Source organism: Psittacicella hinzii (assembly GCF_003585885.1).
GTDB lineage: Bacteria > Pseudomonadota > Gammaproteobacteria > Enterobacterales > Psittacicellaceae > Psittacicella.
This window is the reverse complement of record NZ_NRHC01000015.1, coordinates 30,232-48,918: the sequence shown is the minus strand read 5'-3', so window position 1 is coordinate 48,918 and position 18,687 is coordinate 30,232. Positions and strand designations below refer to the sequence as shown.

General features: G+C 37.0%; 5 protein-coding genes. 3 read left to right on the top strand and 2 right to left on the bottom strand.

The window, feature by feature from the left end; all coding sequences use genetic code 11:
* Positions 1 to 228 precede the first annotated feature (228 nt).
* Positions 229 to 10,938 carry an ESPR-type extended signal peptide-containing protein gene (locus tag CKF54_RS01220; RefSeq protein WP_119524471.1) on the bottom strand — a complete coding sequence of 3,570 codons (10,710 nt, stop codon included), beginning with the start codon at positions 10,936 to 10,938 and terminating at the stop codon, positions 229 to 231.
* 1,410 nt (positions 10,939 to 12,348) lie between these two features.
* Complete coding sequence (locus CKF54_RS01215) at positions 12,349 to 13,113, bottom strand: transporter substrate-binding domain-containing protein (RefSeq protein WP_119524470.1); 765 nt, start codon at positions 13,111 to 13,113, stop codon at positions 12,349 to 12,351.
* A 549-nt stretch (positions 13,114 to 13,662) separates the two neighbouring features.
* Here CKF54_RS01215 and CKF54_RS01210 point away from each other — a divergent pair.
* The 3 genes from CKF54_RS01210 (at position 13,663) to glnA (ending at position 18,662) form a co-directional block, all read left to right on the top strand.
* Positions 13,663 to 14,934 (top strand): glycosyltransferase, encoded by a 1,272-nt coding sequence (locus CKF54_RS01210; RefSeq protein WP_119524469.1) that lies wholly within the window; start codon positions 13,663 to 13,665, stop codon positions 14,932 to 14,934.
* A 167-nt stretch (positions 14,935 to 15,101) separates the two neighbouring features.
* A complete protein-coding gene (locus CKF54_RS01205; protein ID WP_119524468.1) occupies positions 15,102 to 16,331 on the top strand; it encodes a restriction endonuclease subunit S in 1,230 nt (409 codons plus the stop codon).
* Between the two features lie 906 nt (positions 16,332 to 17,237).
* Entirely contained in the window at positions 17,238 to 18,662 is a 1,425-nt protein-coding gene (glnA, locus tag CKF54_RS01200) for a type I glutamate--ammonia ligase (RefSeq protein ID WP_119524467.1), read from the top strand.
* The last annotated feature ends 25 nt before the right edge of the window (positions 18,663 to 18,687 follow it).

Genomic DNA, 18,687 nt, shown 5'->3' with positions numbered 1-18,687 from the left:
AAAACGGGAAAATAGGTTCTGAAAGTAGTTCTGAAAGTAGTGCAAAAGAAGCACAAAAAAGAGGGGATCCTTTACAGCAAAGGATCCCCTCGATAGTTTTCTTAAACAATCAAACCATTTAAGAAAAACTTGAAGTTTGCAAAGTAGTTTTTACTTTAGAAAACGACTTCAAATTATTAGTAGTTTTAAAAGCAAGTAACTACTTTCAATCTGCTTAAAGTCAAAGTACTACTCTTTGTTTGCTACCGTAGATTTCGGTTTTACACTTTCAAGTAGTTTTGACTTGAGTAGATTTACATGATTAGCACATGAAGCTTGTAAGAAGATAGCTTCTCTATCAGTGAAGTTATATTTGCTAACAATAGCACCGATTGGTAAGTTACGACGATCTTCTTCAGTAACTTCGTACTTGTCAATTAGATTACCAAGTTCAACAGTACATTGTTGGTAAAGCACTTCAGCTAAGGTTACATCCATGCGGTTAGCTGCATGTAAACCATAAGCAGTTTGGTTAAGCGCTGCTAGATCTTTTTCATCATCTCCCTCTTGGTTGAGGTCATTTCCAGTTTCTAACCAGTCTGCGTAGTTAGGATCTAGAGTTACATCATCAGCAACAAATGGATTTACGATTACAAGGTTCGGGTTATTTCTCTTGATTGCATCGTAAGAGATGTACTTACCGTTATTAGTCGGTGAAGAATTTATTTGTCCAGAGTTGTCGGTGATGATCGGCTCACTCTCTGAGGTGATTAGAATCGTTGAACTTAAGTTAACGGTGTTATTAGTAACTTCAACAGGCTCTCCGCTTAAGATGAGGTTCTGGTAATTAGTGATAGTTGAGTTAGTCACAACTACAGAACCATTGGTACTTGTTGCGGTGAGATTACCATTGCCTGTACCAGTTGAGTTAATTGAGTCAATTACAACTCCAGTCGCTCCACTAACATTTAGATTATTAAAGTTAGTGATGGTTGAGTTTTGTAGAGTTGCGGTACCGTTTGAGCTTTCATTGATAAAGTCACCATTACCTGTACCTACAGCGGTAACGTTAGTAACGGTTGCTTCCTCTTTACCACTATTGGTTAAGTTGTTGTAGTTAGTGATAGTTGAGTTGCCAATAACAGCTTTACCGTTAGTACTGTTGTTATTAAAGTCACCGGTACCTGTACCATTGGTAGTGAGATTAGTTAAGGTAGCGTCTTTTTTCGCTTCATTTGTAAAGTTCACGTAGTTTTCTACTACAGAATCTTTTACAGTTGCTGAGCCATTGCTACTTGTGTTTCTAAATGAACCTTCGCCAGTACCGTAGGTAGTTAGGTTGCTAATGAGTGAATCTTCTTTAGCTTGTACTGTTAAGTTCTTGAATTGCGTAACCGTAGAGTTCTCTAGAGTTGAGCCACCATTTGCACTTGTTACCGTGAAGTTACCTTCATTGGTACCAACAGCGGTTAACTTATCAATAGTAACTCCAAGATTACCATTAACGGTTAGATTATGGTACTGACTTACGCTAGAGTTAACTAAAGTCGCTTTACCTTGAGTACTTTCAAGGTCAAAATCACCCGTACCAGTACCGGTTGTCGTTACATTAGTTACCGTAACATCTTGCTCTGCCTTAACTTTTAAGTTATTGAACTTAGTGATGTTAGCTTCTGTTAAGGTTGCGTTACCTGTAGAGCTTACAAGGTTAAAGTCACCTTTGTCTGTACCTGTAGCTGTTAGGTTTTGCGCAGTAACATCACCTTGAGCAGTAACGTTAAAGTTGTTGAACTCGGTTACGGTTGCGTTGGTTAGGCTTGCTGAACCATTCTCACTAGTTACTGTAAAGTCACCGCTACCTGTACCAGTTGCAGTTACATTCTCAAGAGTTACCCCTTGATCACCGGCAACAGTTGCATTATTAAATTGTGTAACTGTAGAGTTAGCTATGGTAGCAGTACCGTTTGTGCTTTCAACCATGAAATCACCATTACCTGTACCAGTAGCCGTTACGTTCTCTATCGTAACATCTTGTTCAGCAGTAACGCTTGCATTGTTAAATTGCGTCACTGTCGAGTTAGCTAGGCTAGCTGTACCGTTTGTACTTTCAACTGTGAAGTCACCGTTGTTTGTTCCGGTTGCTGTTACATTTTCAACCGTAACATCTTGTTCAGCTGTAACGCTTGCGTTGTTAAATTGCGTAACTGTCAAGTTAGTTAGGCTAGCTGTACCATTTGTACTTTCAACCGTGAAGTCACCGTTATCTGTACCAGTAGCTGTAACATTTTCTACCGTAACATCTTGTTCAGCTGAAACTGTTACATTGTTAAATTGCGTCACTGTAGAGTTGGCTAGGCTTGCCGTACCGTTTGTACTTTCAACTGTGAAGTCACCGTTGTTTGTACCTGTAGCTGTTACATTCTCTACCGTAACATCTTGTTCAGCTGTAACGCTTGCATTATTAAATTGCGTAACTGTAGAGTTAGCTAGGCTAGCTGTACCGTTTGTGCTCTCAACTGTGAAATCACCGTTACCTGTACCAGTAGCCGTTACATTTTCTACCGTAACATCTTGTTCAGCAGTAACGCTTGCATTGTTAAATTGGGTAACCGTAGAGTTAACTAGGCTAGCGGTGCCGTTTGTGCTCTCAACTGTGAAGTCACTGTTACCTGTACCGGTCGCAGTTACATTCTCTACCGTAACATCTTGCGCAGCCGTAACGCTTGCGTTGTTAAATCTAGTAACAGTTGAGTCTACTAAGGTAGCAGTGCCATTTGTACTTTCAACAGAGAAGTCACCTTTGTCAGTACCAGTTGCTGTTACGTTTTGTACTGTAACGTCAGCTTTGGCAGTAAGGTTAACGTTGTTAACTTCAGTAACTGTGGAGTTAGTAAGAGTTACTGTTCCGTTGTTACTGTTGACAGTTAAGTCTCCGCCACCAGAACCAGCTGCAGTTAGATTTGTAACTGCAACCTCTTGTTCACCATCAAGTTTTAGTCCCTTGAATCTAGTAACAGTTGCTTGAGTTACGCTTGTGCTGCCAGAAGAGCTTACAAGGTTAAAGTATCCTTCATCTGTTCCGGTTGCTGTTAAGTTTTGTACATTAATGTCAGCTTTGGCAGTAACGTTAAAGTTATTTACTTCAGTAACTGTTGAGTTAGTAAAGGTCGCGCTACCGTTGTTACTGTTTGCGGTGAAGTCACCTCTGGTTGTACTTGTTGCCGTTACATTTGTAACTCCAATTCCTTGCTCACCGTTTAAAGTTAAGTTATTAAAATTAGAAACAGTTGCGTTAGTTAAACTTGCACTTCCTGTTGAGCTGTTGAGAGTAAAGTCACCCTCTTCATTTCCAGAAGCAGTTAGGTTTGCTACAGTAACATCATCTTTAGCGGTAACGCTGAGGTTGTTAAATGAGGTAACTGTTGCGTTAGCTAAAGTTGCCGTACCATTATGGCTTCTTACCTTAAGATCACTTGGATGGGAGTAAGCTCCTCCAACTGCAGTAACATTAGTTGCGCTAACTTCTTGGTTCCCCTCAACCGTTAGATTAACAATTACATCAAAGGTTGAGTTAGTTAAACTTGCGTTACCTTCGGCACTGAGGAGGTTAAAGTCACCTAATCCAGCACCTGTAAAGTTTATACTTTGCGCACTTGCATCAGCTTTAGCGCTCACGTTGAGGTTATTAAATCTTGTAACCTCGAGGTCGGCAAGAGTTGCGCTACCGTTGTTGCTTGTTAGAGTGAGATCACCTTTATTTGTACCAGTTGCTGTTACATTAGTAAAGGTCATATCTAACTCACTAGTCAGAGTTACGTTACTAAAGTCTTTAATGAGTGAGTCCGTAACACTTGCATTACCTGCAGAGCTCACTAAGTTAAAGTCTTGAGAGCCAATACCTTTAACAGTTAAGTTCTGTACTTTAGCGTCTTCTTTTGCAGTAACGTTGAAATAGATGAACTCACTTACGGTAGAGTTGGAGATAGTGGCAGCGCCATTATTACTCTCTATAGTCACATCACCGTCATACATACCAGCAGCTGCTACATTTGCAAATGTCACCACTTGGTCACCAGCAACATTTAAACCTCTAAAACGAGAAACACTTGATTGAGTTAAACTTGTGTTCCCTGTTTCACTTGTCAGGCTAAAGTCACCTTGGTAAGCACCGGTCGCTGTAAGGTTATATGCCGTAAGATTTGTTTTTGCGGTAGCGGTAAAGTTACTGAACTCTGCAACTGTGGAGTTAGTAACAGTTGCTGCACCGTTATTACTGCTTAAAGTAAAGTTACCAGAGAAAGTACCTGTTGCAGTTGTATTAGTAACTGTTACTCCTTGATCACCAGAAATTTCTAGGTTGTTAAACGAGCTCACGCTAGTATTGCTGAGGTTAGTTTGACCAGCAGAGCTTGCAAATCTAGCATTACCGTTGTAAATACCCGAAGTAGTTAGGTTTTGTGCAGTAATATCAGCTTTAGCGCTTACGTTGAGGTTACTAAACTGGGTAGCTTTAGTGTTGGTAATGGTTGCGGAACCATTGTTACTACTGATGGTTAGATCTCCTTGGTAAATCCAAGTAGCGGCTGTAGTAACGTTTGTTACAGTAACCCCTTGATCACCTGCAAAGGTAAAGTTGTTAAACTCGGTTAGAGTTGAGTTGCCAATGCTGGTTTGACCTGCAGTACTATTAACAACAAAGTCACCATTGCCAGTACCAGTACCACTCGCGGTAAGGTTTTCTAAAGTAACTTGAGTTTTACCTTGAGCTTGGAAACCTTTGAACTTAGTAACCTGTGTATCAGTTAAAGAAATCGAACCATTGTTGCTTGTTGCATTGAAGTAACCTTTCTCGGTACCGGTAGCGACAACTTTACTTACAACAACTCCTTGATCTCCATCAAGCGTAGCATTTTCAACTTTACTCACTACCGAGTTAGTCAGACTAACACTACCTGCAGTACTCGTTGCTTTAAAATCACCCTCTTCAGTACCGGTAAAGTTAGAGTGGTTTATGTTAACATCTTTAGCAGCTACTACTGTTGCATTTTTAAAGCCTTGTACGGTTGCATTATAGATATCAGCGCCACCTAGACCTGCATTCACGCTAAACTCACCGCTGTTAGCTCCGCTCACCGTTGAGTTAGCAAGGTTTACCCCTGTAGCTCCTGCTAAAGAGACATTAGCAAATTGTTTAATGCTAACGTTTGCAAGGTTTAGATTAGCTACTGTCATGCTAGCGTTAGTTGCTTGAATGCTGAGATCACCATAAGCACCACTGTCATTAGCTACTCCTTGGAGTTGCGTTTGGCTAAGGGTAACATTACCGTCTTTAGCTTTTACGTTAATGTTGTGACCTTGGATTAGCGTATCAGCACTCGTAATTACTAAATCACCACTTTCTTTAGTGAGGTTAGCATCAGTAGCAGCAATAATTGAAGAGTTCGCAAACTCATCAGTTCCAGAAATAGTTACATCAACTTTTCCAGCATTTGACTGTAACACCGAACCATTAACAATCATTAACTGCCCAGTTACGGTATTTGAGTCAAACACTAAGTCTTGTTTAACACGAATTGCCGAGTTATCAACCGTAAGATCACCATTTACATGGTAAGAGGCGGTACCGTTTAAAGCAGATAACTCTGATTGACTAAGAATTAACTTAGTTGCTGATGAATTTACCACTACGTTGCCGTTATCAGAGATTAACTTAACTCTGTCTAAAGTTGTAGTTGGCATTGAAGTACCAGACTGATTTAGCGTCACGTCTTTTTCTGCTTTTAACGTTGCGTTGCTGACAACAAAAGAAGCAGTTGAGCAGGTTGAACAAACGGTTACGCCACCTTGAGTTGAAGTTACTTTTGAGGCATTAACGATAGTTAGGTTACCAGCATCGGTATTTAAGTTAATGTTACCGGTAGCAGTTACGGTAGTGTTATCTAGGGTTAAATCCTTAGCTGTTTTGATTACAGGGCTTGAGCTCTCACCAACTGCTTCTACTACAGAGTTAGTTAAGCTTACACTACCTGCGGTACTGGTTAGATTAACTTCTTTACCACGGAAAGTACTGTTTTGTGTTACTAGGTCACCCTTAGTTACAAGTGAAGCTGTGCCATTAGTAGCAATTAAACTTGAAGCGTTGAACTGGTATGAAGTTGCGGTTGTTAAGTCAACGGTTACATTACCGTTAATTGACTGTAGAACCGAACCATTAGTTACTTCAAGATCATTAATTGTGCCGGCAACTGAAGAGAGGTTAATGTCTTGTTTTGCAATTACGGTTGAAGCGTTAACAATTAATTTTTCTGTTGCACTTAAGACTAAACTATCTTTGTCAGTACCGGTTGAGTTAATGGTTGAGCTCTGTAAATCAATTGAACCTGCTTGAGCTGTTAAATTAACCTTACGACCAGCAAGAACTGTATCTTGTAAAGTACTAATACCAGTAGCTGCAACTAAGCTAATGTTAGACTTCTCTGGATCAGAGTTAACTTTGGTATTAGCTAGAGTTACATTCCCACCACCTGCGGTATTGCTCTTAGCTACAACTTCAAGATCACCAGAGTAGAGACCTGAAGATTGGGTATCGTTAGTGGTGATTGTGCTGTCAGTGAAAGTAACATTACCGGTATTAGCGGTAAATACTAGTTTTTGCCAACCAGTGATATTAGAGTTATCGATGTTGATATCTTTGTTAGCGGTAATATTTGGGTAACCACCAGATTTACCATCTGAATTAGTGTAGAAAGCACTGATGTTAGAGTCTTTGATGTGAATTGAACTATTCTCTGACTCTAGAGTTACCGAGTAACCTTCAACAATAGTGCCCTGCGTAATACTTAAGTTTTCTTTAGCTTTTAATGTAACAGTTGAAGAATCTTGGTTGTTACGTTTTAAAGTAAAGTTAGCAAAGGTTGCATTACCGTTAAGGGATTGTAGTGTAGCGTTTTTATTGTTACTTGTAGAGCTAACTTTAGTTAGATCTACAGTTGAATTAGAGATTACTAAACTACCTGTGGCGTTAACTGCACTTGCGGTATGTAAGATTAAGGTTGAGTTATTAGTAATTGCTAAAGTACCCGTAGTTGTAGCTGTATCAAGTACTGAAGCTACGGTAGTATTGTACGCTTCTAAAGTAGTGTTATCTAAAGTTACGTTATTTGTTGCACAAATATCGTAACGATTAGTAGAAATGTTACTGTTATTTAAGTTAATACTATTAGTTGCGCAAAGCTTAACTAAAGTTTTATCGGTATTTGCCGTAAAACTTACATTGTCAAAGTTAAGGTCAGTTGCGCTTAGAGAGTAGTTTGCTTCTCCATTTGACGCATTAAACTTAGTATTAGTCGCATTTAAAGTTTTAGCACTAGCAGTTACATCAGCGTAACCAACCACTGTTGAGTTCTCAAATGTAGCAGTGTTAGTTAGAGTAATACTTGGAGATTTACCACTACTTGCTCCAGTAGTAACAACTGAACCATTAGTTACGCTTAAATTGTTGCCTCGTAGGATTAGGACACTATTCCCAGTTAAGGTTGAGGCATTAACGCTCACTAATCCCTTATCTCTTGATTCTGCTGTTATGTAATTTGCGTTAACTGTTGCTTGCTCAAAGTTACTTGTGTCATTAGTTGAGTAAGCTAAGTTACCATTTTGATTAATGGTAATTGCTCCACTTGATTGTTGGGTACCATTAATAAATCTTACGCTCTTAGCATTATTAACGGTTAGATCTTTAGCGCGTAAAGTAACAGCACTTGACTCTTCATTAGTAGCATTGATGTTTAACTCGCTAGTCGTTCCACCATCCACAAAGTTAAAGGTTACATTCTCAACATTAATCCCTCCAGCAGTATTAGTTACATGCAGATTTGCTTTACTGCTTGTAGAACCAAATTTAACTTCAGAGTTTGAGAGGTTAAACTGCGCGTTTGCCGTAGTGTTAACCGTAACGTTTAAGTTGCCGTTAATTGTTAGGGCACTAGTGGTGTTGTTGAGAATAAACTGCGTCGCTTGTTGTTGCTGATTGGTGGTAGTTTGATCAATACCAAGGAAGAGGTTACCTTTAACTGTACCACTTAATTCATCTATGGTAATTGCTGAAGAAGCGCTGTAGTTAGTATCCGGAATGGTTTGAATTGCAACATCTTGCGCATCAAGCTTCAGCTTGTTGATGGTTACGCGTTGCGTTGAATTAGGTGCTTGGAAGTTAATTAATACACCATTGCTTGACTCTACTGTGGTGTTGTTGATTACACTATCAGCGTCGTAAGCGCTATATGCTTGTACCTCTGTGGTTAGTGAAGAAGCAGATAACTGCCCTAGATAAACCGGAGTTTGTAAAGTTGAAGAGTAAGCTTTTACTGTAGAGTCAGTTAAGTTTAAGCCTCCTGCAACTGAATAAACCGAAGTTGAAGCTGCGTTAGCGGTAGTGTTGAATAAGCTAACAGTATCTAAACCAAAGATACGTAGTACATCAGTTTCACTTCCGGTAGTACAACCTGCAAGGGTTGAGTTAGCAATACTTACTTGTGAGTTATTGGAAATAAACTGTTGGTTATTAGTAATTTGAGTTGTAACGTTTTGTACATCAATCCCATAGTAACCAATGATATCTGTTTCATTACCAATTACTTTAAAACCACCAGTACCTGATTTTACACTCCCCTCTCTCGAGAAGATGTTACCCGAGTTTACGGCATAGATAGTAGAGTTATTGGCATAGATATCACCAAATGCCCAGAGGTAAGTGTATTTCGAAGATACTTCTGAGTCATTGAGGTTAATAAACTGTCCACTTGAACTTTCGGTACTCCAACCGGTAATCCCGATAGATAGAGAGCTCGAGTTAGCATAGATTTTAGAGCTGTTTTCTATCTGAATAGAAGAGTTGTAATTCGAGTGGAAAGTAATGTTGATACCTTCAGAGTTGGTTAAAGAACCGGTCATATTAAGAGTAGCATTGTTGATCTTAATATAACGGTTAGCTGAATCAGTATCATTACCTAAGTTAACGGTAATGTTACGGTTTGAAGTAACTGATGTACCGTTAAAGATAGTAATGTTACCAGTTCTTAAACTATGGATGTCGACGCCATAACCACCGAAGAGAGTAGCGTTGTTAATCGAAATGTTACCGCTGTCAACCGTAAGGTTTAAATAACCAACGCTAATTTCTGCTCCAGCCCAGATATTTATGTCTTTACCAGCATAGAGTGAAACAACTCGACGGAAGTTATTATTATCTGAGTGATTAATTCTTGCTGAACCTAATACGGTAATATTACCATCGGTATAGAATGAAGCGTGGCTGGCTGTACCACAAGCAAGCAGGTAGTTAACTGTACCATCAGTCATGGCAAAAGATGTCCATGAAGTCTTGGTCAGGTTGTAACGTGTTACGCTAGTTGTATCTTGTACTTCATATAGTTCACCAAGAAGATGTGATACTTCATTCCATCTTTCTGTGTTTACATTACCATGGGTAATAATGAAATCAACAGGGTCAAGTAACCAAGTTCCGAGATATTCATCACCTCTTAAAGAGGTAGCGTCTACATAGAAAGCACCTGGCACAACATTGATGTATTTCCCTGAAGTTTCAACAAAACCACCATAGCCGTTAATTGAACGAGCAACAAAGGTACCTTCAACATGTGATTGGTTACCCCAAGTGTATACTTGTCCCGCATCACTTTCACCAGAAACGTTAATGGTTGAACCCGCAAGAATTAAACTTTGCTCTGCCAGTTTATGTTGGATACCACGACCTTTAGCGTCACCACCTACATATACGACCCCACCAGTTGTACCAGTAGCTTCAATGTAAGAGTTCTCTTCAATACCAATTACGTCACCAAGGAGGGAAACAGTTCCTCCTTTTGCTGTTTTTGAAGAAGAGTTTAAGGTACCGTTATTGATAACTAAGCTATTGCGAATCCCAACTACTTCAGTGTCCACTTGACGGTTAGTTTGTACTTGCTCACTTTCAGTTGCACCAAATAATTGGATTTCACCATTAGCGTCAATTACCGCTTTATCAGCGTTAGTTGGTGAAGCTACAAGATCAGCAAAAGTATTACCTACTGTTGAAGTTATACCATTTGCTACTTTGTTAGCTAGTAAGTAAGCTTTTTTAGCAACAATGCTACCTAAGTTAACTGCTTTGTTGTTTGCGGTAACTTTGTATGAAATTAATGGATTTTCTAAATCCTGAATAACAATGCTTTGACCAGCAAGGAGATATACTGTACCGTTTTTAGCTTCAAGTACACCTGTGTTAGATACTTGACCACCTACTAAGGCGATAGTACCGTCGTTTTGTACTTTAATCACACCTTGAGTTAGGATCGAAGCGATTGCTTGGTCTTTATCTTGGTTGAAGACATAGTTGCCATTTAGGAAATCTTCATTAGTAATATCAAGAGTTGAAGCTACTAAAGAAGCTACATCAACAACTGAATTTTGTCCAAAGACAATACCCGCAGGGTTAACGATAAATACTTGTCCGTTAGATTGTAATTGTCCAAGAATTTGCGAAGCTTGTCCTCCGAGCACACGGTTTAAAACAGCTGAATTGGTGCTCTCTTGAACAAAGCGAACAATCTCTTCACTACGGATATTAAATTTTTGCCAATCAATAATTGTGTTTGGCGCTGTTTGGTAAGTGGTTACTAATCCTTGAGTAAGCTGTTGGACATTACCATGCACAACTTGCATGCCTTGACGGCTAAGCTCTGCGCTTACTTTACTTGGCACAATAAGCGCACCCAAAGATAGTAAAGATGAGGTTGCAAGGATCGAACTATTTCTAAAAAATTTAGCTAGTCGATTAGTGGAAGTTGTTTGAGACTCAGTTGAATCCGAGCTCTGACCAGTTATAGCATTAGTTGCTAACTCTGACACTGCCATGAGAGTTTTGGTCTTTCTGTTAAACTTTAATTTATAAATTTTATTCATTTTGATATTCAGATTAATATGTAACCCTGTCCTCTTAGGTAGGGGTTAAATTTATTAATATTAGTATTTATCGTCCTTTTGTGGGTAGGTAAAACTGGTTAGTTTTTTGCCTATTAGCAGGGTGTGCTGGGAGCAAGGTTTTTACCTTGCTTAGTTACTTGATAGGCTTTGTCTTGTTGAGATAACCTAAGGTGGTAATCCTACGTAGGTAGTAATCCGCTTAAGTTGTAACCCCACGTAGGTTGTAACTCCTATAGGTAGTTACCTACGTAAGCCTTCGAATGTTCTAGCCTGCCAGAGAGTTTTAGTTTTTATTCTTTTGACGGTGTGTTTGAGGTGGCAAAGGCTAGAGAAAGTTTGGCATCATGGGGTTATGCTTGACTGCATGGAGGTACTGGTGCTAAAAGCACTCAAAGCACCACCAAGCAAATCAAAAACACGACAAATTTAGATTTAACCAGACAAAAAAACAGCTAGTTTTTTCGACCTAGCTGTAGACAAAAGGATATAAAGGTTTGTAGGCTACCTTTCTTTAGTACCTACAAATGTATAAATCTATAAATTTAGTCTTTTTAGTCGAAAAATGATGCAAAAGTAAAGAAGTAAAAATATTGGGATAATGCTTGGTTAAGCATGGCAGGTATGGTTTATTCTTTGATTTTGCTTTTTCTTTCAAAAGAAAAAATCAAGACTTATAAAAAATAAATACACCGTTAAAAATATTATAAAGTAAGCTTTGCAAGCATGACAACCCTGGCAATGGTGGGGATAAATTAGCAACTAGTCGGCTTTTATAAATAAGGTAGAAAAATCAACTAAATAGGTCGGGGGGGGGGGGTAATTATTTTTTATAAAAAACCATAAAAACGTAGTCGAGTATAGGGTTATTATGCTAATAATTAAGTATCTTAAATCGTGATTTTTGTGCAATTAAGAATTATTTGTTGTTAGATTAAGGAAAAATAAGTTATTTTTACTTTCGCAGTATCTGCAGGATTTAGATGTAAGCAATGCTTTCTTTGCAGTTTTATTTGAACATTGTGGTGGCTTTATTTGAACGTTAAGGTTGCATTATTGGACATTATGGTTGCAAGTTTAACTAAATTAAACTAGGAAGATGAGTTTGATTAGTTTAAATTAGGTAGTCTGATTAGTTGGTTTACTTGATTTAGTTGGCTTAGTTTAATTAGAGAGGGTAATGCTGTAATAATACAAGACACGAAAGACAAGAGAAGGCTGGATTGAAAAAATCTCCAAATGCTAGTTTTAGATTTGGTGACACATTTGGGGTGCAGCTCAGCTAAGGCTGTTAATTATTCACGGGACAAAATTTTAGGGAAGCAATAGCTTCCCTAAAATGATCATGGATATTTAATTACGATAAGTAATGTATCTCACGAGAAAGCTTTACTATTCTGCGTGAGTAACGCCGTATTTTGCTTTTAAGCTATCAAGGAAACCTGATTCTTGAGCTTTAACTAAAGCTTGGTTTAGTTTGTCAAGTAAGTCTTGGTTTTTCTTGTTTACAGCGATTGCTAAGCCTTGACCTAAGATTGGATCATTTACAGGTTCAGCAAATAAGGTGTAGTGCTCTGCATTGTCATCTGCGTATTTTTGGATTACTTGGCCATCTGCAAGTAAAGCATTGATACGTCCAGCTTTAAGGTCTAGGATTGCAGTGTCGTAGCTAGCATAGCCAACAGCTTTAGTTTTTGGAGTTTTATCCTGAAGGTATTTGCCTGCTAGAGTACCATTTTGGTAACCTACGCTTTTAAGATCAGCTACTGATTGGTAGTTGTGGTTTTTTACAGTTAGGTATCTGTATGGTGCAGCTGGTAAATACTCATTGGTAAATGCTACTTGGCGAGATCTTTCTGGAGTGATGTTCATTGCTGCAATGGCAATGTCGATTTTACGGTAAATTAGATCTGGAACTAAAGCATCAAAAGCTTGGTTTTTAATTTCACAAGTAATGCCTGCTTGTTCGCAAAGGTATTTAATTAGATCTACGTCAAAACCAACAATGTTACCTTTACTATCTAAGTATTCGTATGGAGCGTAACCAGCTTCTGTACCTACTACGTATGTTTTGCTATCAGCGTGTGCAAAAGATGATAAAGCGATAATAGTAGAAGCTAATGCTACCTTAGCGTATTTAGTTAAATTATGTAACATAAAAATCCTCAATTTGTGGTAGCTAGCTTCCTAGCTATTTGTTTAGGTTAGTAGTTAAAAATCGTAAATATTTTCTAAGTTTTTATTCTTGTAAATATATTACTCCAAAAAATTTTATTTGTAAATCTTGCAAAAAACGCGCTAAATTTTGTAAAAATTGCAACTTTTTCTGCAACTTTTTACCTTTGTTAAAAAGGTAAAAAGTACTTTTTGGCTAAAAATCGGGGATAATCTCTTGTTGCTCTTGCATGTTTTGCAAAAGAAAGTGGCAAAAGCCTAAGAAAATATTTCTTTATTTCTTTGATTTTTAAAGAATAAAAATTTTAGAAAAATTGCAAAGTCTTAGTAGAAGATTAGAGTAATTTGAATTGAGGTGAGGTGCTGCTCAAGGGTATTCTGGATCTAAGATATTCTGAATCGCAGATAAATGAAGTAGCTAGGTAAGAAGGAGTGATGTAACTTTTTGTCGTAAGTGGTAAGTAAATTAGAAAATGTTATCGATAACCGTTATAATAAAAAGTAAATTACTTCAGTACAAATAACTTCGCAATGACTAAGTACAACCAACAAATCCTTTTAACTACAGATGCGGGATTTATTAAAAGACTTCCTGCTTTTATCAAGAATTTAATTGCATTTAATCGAGAGCATTTAGATATTCATATTATTGCTTCGTTAGATGTTCCTAACTCAGAATATGCAAGTTTATTTTCTGAGTTTACCCAAGTAGAAAACTGTACATTACATTTTCATTACATTTCCCCAGAGCAACGCTTTGCTTATGAAAAAGTAGATTACAGTAAAGATGATCGTGCGAATGCTATGAGCTTACGCCTCTATGCAACTTTACTAAATCTAACAGGTCGTGTACTTTACCTTGATGTTGATATTATTTGTACCGCACCTTATGCAGAACTTTTTGATAGTGAAAAAGTAGATCTCCAAGGTAAAACCCTTGGGGTAGTTGCTGATCCTTATCTCATGTACAAAAATGTAGTAAGTGAGGGCAAAGCTTTCCGTACTAAACTGTCAGGTAAGGCTAAGGATTTACCATTTGATGCAGATAATCCTTACTTTAACTCTGGCTTCTTATTAATTGACATGGATAAGCTTAACCAAAGTAATCTTTGGTTAGAGCATATTGCCGAGTTAAAAGACTACACAGCTTTCCCTGATCAAGACTTACTAAACGTTCTACATTTTGGTGATACCGTTGAATTAAGTTCAAAGTATAACTACTTGGCGTATCATCTAATTAATACACGTTACTACTTCTATAAAGATAAGTGGGATAAAGTTACTCAAGTAAACAAACACAAAGTTCGTCACAAAACAAAAGAAGCTGTAAGTTTACCAGCTGATTATCAGTTCAAAGACTTTGATGTCTTTAAGAAAGTAGTTCCTACTTTCTTACACTTTGCTGGTCGTCAAAAGCAGTGGAATAATACAGCTACTGAATTTGTTGATGCTTATAACTTGTTTAATCAAAGTCTGGCTGAAATTGTAAGTAAATCTGTGAGTTACTATCAAGATTACTTTGCAACTTTATTTAAAGTGTATGGTTATCTACCAGTATTAAATGACTTCTATGATCCGGAAACCTTTGGTGATTTAAGTAGAGAAAAATGTAGTTTCTACTTCCACCAATGCAAACCTTGGACATACAATCCTTTACTACTAAATACTAAGATGTTCGCTTCTAAAGGTTTTAAAGTATTTTTACGTAATGCTTTAACGACTAAAGGGAGAGAGAAGTTTAATCTTAGTCAGTACCAAAAGGATAAGGTTGTTTTTACCAATGAGCTTAAGAAATTAGGTTAAGCAATAGAAAAGGTTAAATAAAAGGCTAAAGAGTGAAACTCTTTAGCCTTTAAATTTTGTTTAACTTACTTAAAATAAAGAAGTTAGTCGTTATATAATAATAGCGTTATTTAAGTTTATGAGAAGTAATATTGTAAAAACGAATTAGTAGGAGCACTTAGAAATATATGACGTTACCTGACTATACTGGTTTAACTTTAAAAGAAAAAGAAGAATTGAGACAAAGATCTGTGCTGAGACCGCCATTGAGATTTCCAGAGTTTACATTACCTTGGCGTACTGCGCGTGTAGAAGATGTGTTTGATAAAGTTACCGCTGGCAAACATATTCTTATTGCACAGACTAAGTCAAAGCAAGATGGTGAATATTGCTATCCTGTTTACTCATCTCAAACAAAAAATTACGGAATTGTTGGATATTACAATCAACATCTATTCGAAAAGGCTGTAGTATGGACTAATACAGGATATGCTGGTGTAACTAAGTTTATCCATGGTAAATTCTTCGCTCTTGGTACTTGTGGAGTGTTACTCTCAGAGAAAGGTTATTGCAATAATTGTATTGCTGAAGCTATCAATAAGATGACTCATCTTTATGTAACTGTAGGAGTTCAACCTAAGTTAATGGCTCATCGTATGGCTAAAGTGATGTTCTCATTTCCAGAGGAGTTTGAAGAACAAAATAAAATCAGCAAGCTAATGCAAGATATAGACGATATTATCTTTCAAGCTGATCAATATCTACAAAATAGTAAGCTACGTAAAGAAGCAATTTTAGAAAAAGTATTTCCTACGAATTTAGATAATCCGCAACCAGAGAAAAGATTTGAAGGTTTCACGGAAAAATGGTTAGTTGCTCCGTTAAGTGAGTTAGCAACTATAAATCCTAAAAGTGAAGTTCCTGAAGAATTTATTTATGTTGACCTAGGTTCTGTTAAGTCTGCAATGCTTCTGGAAGCAAATTTTGAAACAAAAGAAAGCGCTCCGGCTGCTGCTAGACGTAAAGCAGAGGCAAATGATATCTTTTTCCAAAAAGTACGTCCTAATCAAAAGAACAATTACTTTTTTAAGGAAGAGAAGTCGATCCCTCATGTTTTTGCGCAAGGATATGCACAGATAAGAGCTAGTGAAAAGCTTGATCCTTATTTTCTATTTGCTAATTTACACAGTGAGGCTTTTGTGAAAAAAGCAGTATTGCATGCGTATGGAACAGCTTACCCAATTATAAATGACGCTAATCTAGGTAAACAAAAAATAGCATACCCAGCTAGTTTAGAAGAACAAAAGAAGATAGCAACTCTTATCAGAACTATAGATACACAAATTGAAACTGCTTACAATAGATTACAAAATTTCCGCAAACTTAAAAAAGCTCTAATCCAGCAAATGTTTGTGTAATCTTTTTAGCTAGTTTTTTCATTTTTAATCTCCCTTAGAAGTTTTCTTCTAAGGGAGATTGTCATTTGATAAACAAATAGTAGGTATAGTTGTTATCTTTTAATCACTCGTGGGTGGAGTACCTCATAAAAAGCGATTTGAGCCCTTTTTAGAGTTTAGTCTAAAGGTTTTAGGGATTTGTTAGATCTGATTATAGTTTGTTTAATAAAAGAGGCTCTTCATTGTAGTTTTGTTTAATTAAATTAGGTTTTAATTTTTCCTTTTCTAATTTCAGCTTTTTGAAGAATATTGCAGAAGAGCTTGCCATTAATTTGCTTTAACTTACTGTTTATTCGAGCTTTTAATTTAATTCTCAATTTAAATTTATTTTTGGTTTCGTTACGGTTAAAAATGATCAACCTGATCATTTTCGTTTTGATTTTGTTAAAAAAGTAGCACTATCTTCTGCATTTATAAGATTGTAATCTTACTTTTGATCGTTTTTTATCAATTCTTTCAGTTATAAGATTTCTTAAAAATCAAACCTTTAAAGAAAAATTTTTAATTTTTTCTAAAAATAAAAATAAAACTAGTGACAAAAGAAAAATTTTCGAGTATCATAGTTTTATAGAATTATTAATAAATTAAAAGTAAACAATTAAGCCAAAAGGTTATAGTTGAATACAATTAAGACTTGTAGCACCTCCTCGCTACAATTTTTTGTTTTTACATACACATAAAACGAGAAATTAAAGTGCTTTTGTTGAGCTTGGCTTGGTTTAGCTAGTTTGACTTAGCTTAGTTTAAGTTTATCTTAACTTGATCTTAGCCTTGCTTTAGTTTTTCAGTTTTGTTTTAATTATTTACTTTAAATACATACATTTAACATACGTACATTTTAATTTAAAATTAACCAAGGAAAATTTTATGTCTTTAGATGCTAAAGCTTATGCTGAGAAGTTTAGAAGAGTAATCGAAGAAAACGGTGTTGTTTGGGCTGATTTACGCTTTACTGATATTATCGGTAAAGAGCAACATGTATCTATCCCTGCACGTTTAATCGACGAAGACTTCTTTGCGCATGGTAAAGTAATTGATGGTTCATCAATTGTAGGTTGGAAATCAATTGATTGTTCTGACATGGTGTTACTACCAGTTGAACAAGAACCTTTATTAGATGTTGCTGGTGATTTAGCATCTCCAACTTTAATTATTCGTACACAAGTATACGAAACTTCAGGTGAAGGTTACGATCGTTGTCCTCGTACTATTGCAAGTCGTGCTGAAAAATACTTACGTGAAGCTGGTTTTGCTGATGAAGTATTTGTAGGTCCAGAGTTAGAGTTCTTCTTATTTGACTCTGTACGTTACGAAAACAACATGAGAACTTCATTCTACGAAGTTAACGATGACGAATGTATTTGGAACTCTTCGAAAAAAGAAGTTGCTGACGGCGGTAACCACGCGCATCGTCCAAATGTAAAAGGTGGTTATTTCCCAGTTGCTCCAGTAGATCATTCACAAGCTTTACGTTCAGTAATGTGTGAAACTTTAGAAGCTATGGGCTTAGAAGTTGAAGCACACCACCATGAAGTGGCAATGGCGCAAAACGAAATTGCAACTCGTTTTAATACGCTAGTAGCAAAAGCTGACGAAGTGCAAATCTATAAATATGTAGTGCACAACGTTGCGCACAACCATGGTAAAACTGCAACATTCATGCCAAAACCATTAGTTGGTGACAATGGTTCAGGTATGCACGTACACTTCTCACTAACTAAAGATGGTAAAAACCTATTTGTAGGTGATGAGTATGCTGGTTTATCAGAAACTGCTCTATACTTCATTGGAGGGGTATTAAAACACGGTCGTGCGTTAAACGCATTTACAAACCCTTCAACTAACTCATACAAACGTTTAGTTCCAGGTTATGAAGCACCGGTAATGTTAGCTTATTCAGCATCTAACCGTTCTGCATCAATTCGTATCCCTGCGGTTTCAACGCCAAAAGCTAAACGTATTGAAGTGCGTTTCCCAGACTGTACAGCAAACCCATATTTAGCATTTACAGCATTACTAATGGCTGGTTTAGATGGTATCAAAAACAAAATTCACCCAGGTGAAGCTTCTGATATCAACTTATATAAATTACCAGAAGGTACAGTACCACAAGTAGCATTCTCATTAGAAGAAGCTTTAAATGCGTTAAAAGAAGATCACGCGTTCCTCTTAGAAGGTGGTGTGTTCTCTAAAGAATTTATCGATACTTTTGTTGGTGTTAAAATGCGTGAAGTACAAAAATTACGTATGTTACCTCACCCAATTGAATTCGAATTATACTATTCTTGTTAATAAAAAAAGATCCCAAACGTTTGTT

What these genes read in the sequence shown, in the direction of transcription:
- CKF54_RS01220 (WP_119524471.1), bottom strand. Translation starts at nt 10,938, where the DNA reads ATGAATAAAATTTATAAATTAAAGTTTAACAGAAAGACCAAAACTCTC.
- CKF54_RS01210 (WP_119524469.1), top strand. Translation starts at nt 13,663, where the DNA reads ATGACTAAGTACAACCAACAAATCCTTTTAACTACAGATGCGGGATTT.
- glnA (WP_119524467.1), top strand. Translation starts at nt 17,238, where the DNA reads ATGTCTTTAGATGCTAAAGCTTATGCTGAGAAGTTTAGAAGAGTAATC.
- CKF54_RS01205 (WP_119524468.1), top strand. Translation starts at nt 15,102, where the DNA reads ATGACGTTACCTGACTATACTGGTTTAACTTTAAAAGAAAAAGAAGAA.
- CKF54_RS01215 (WP_119524470.1), bottom strand. Translation starts at nt 13,113, where the DNA reads ATGTTACATAATTTAACTAAATACGCTAAGGTAGCATTAGCTTCTACT.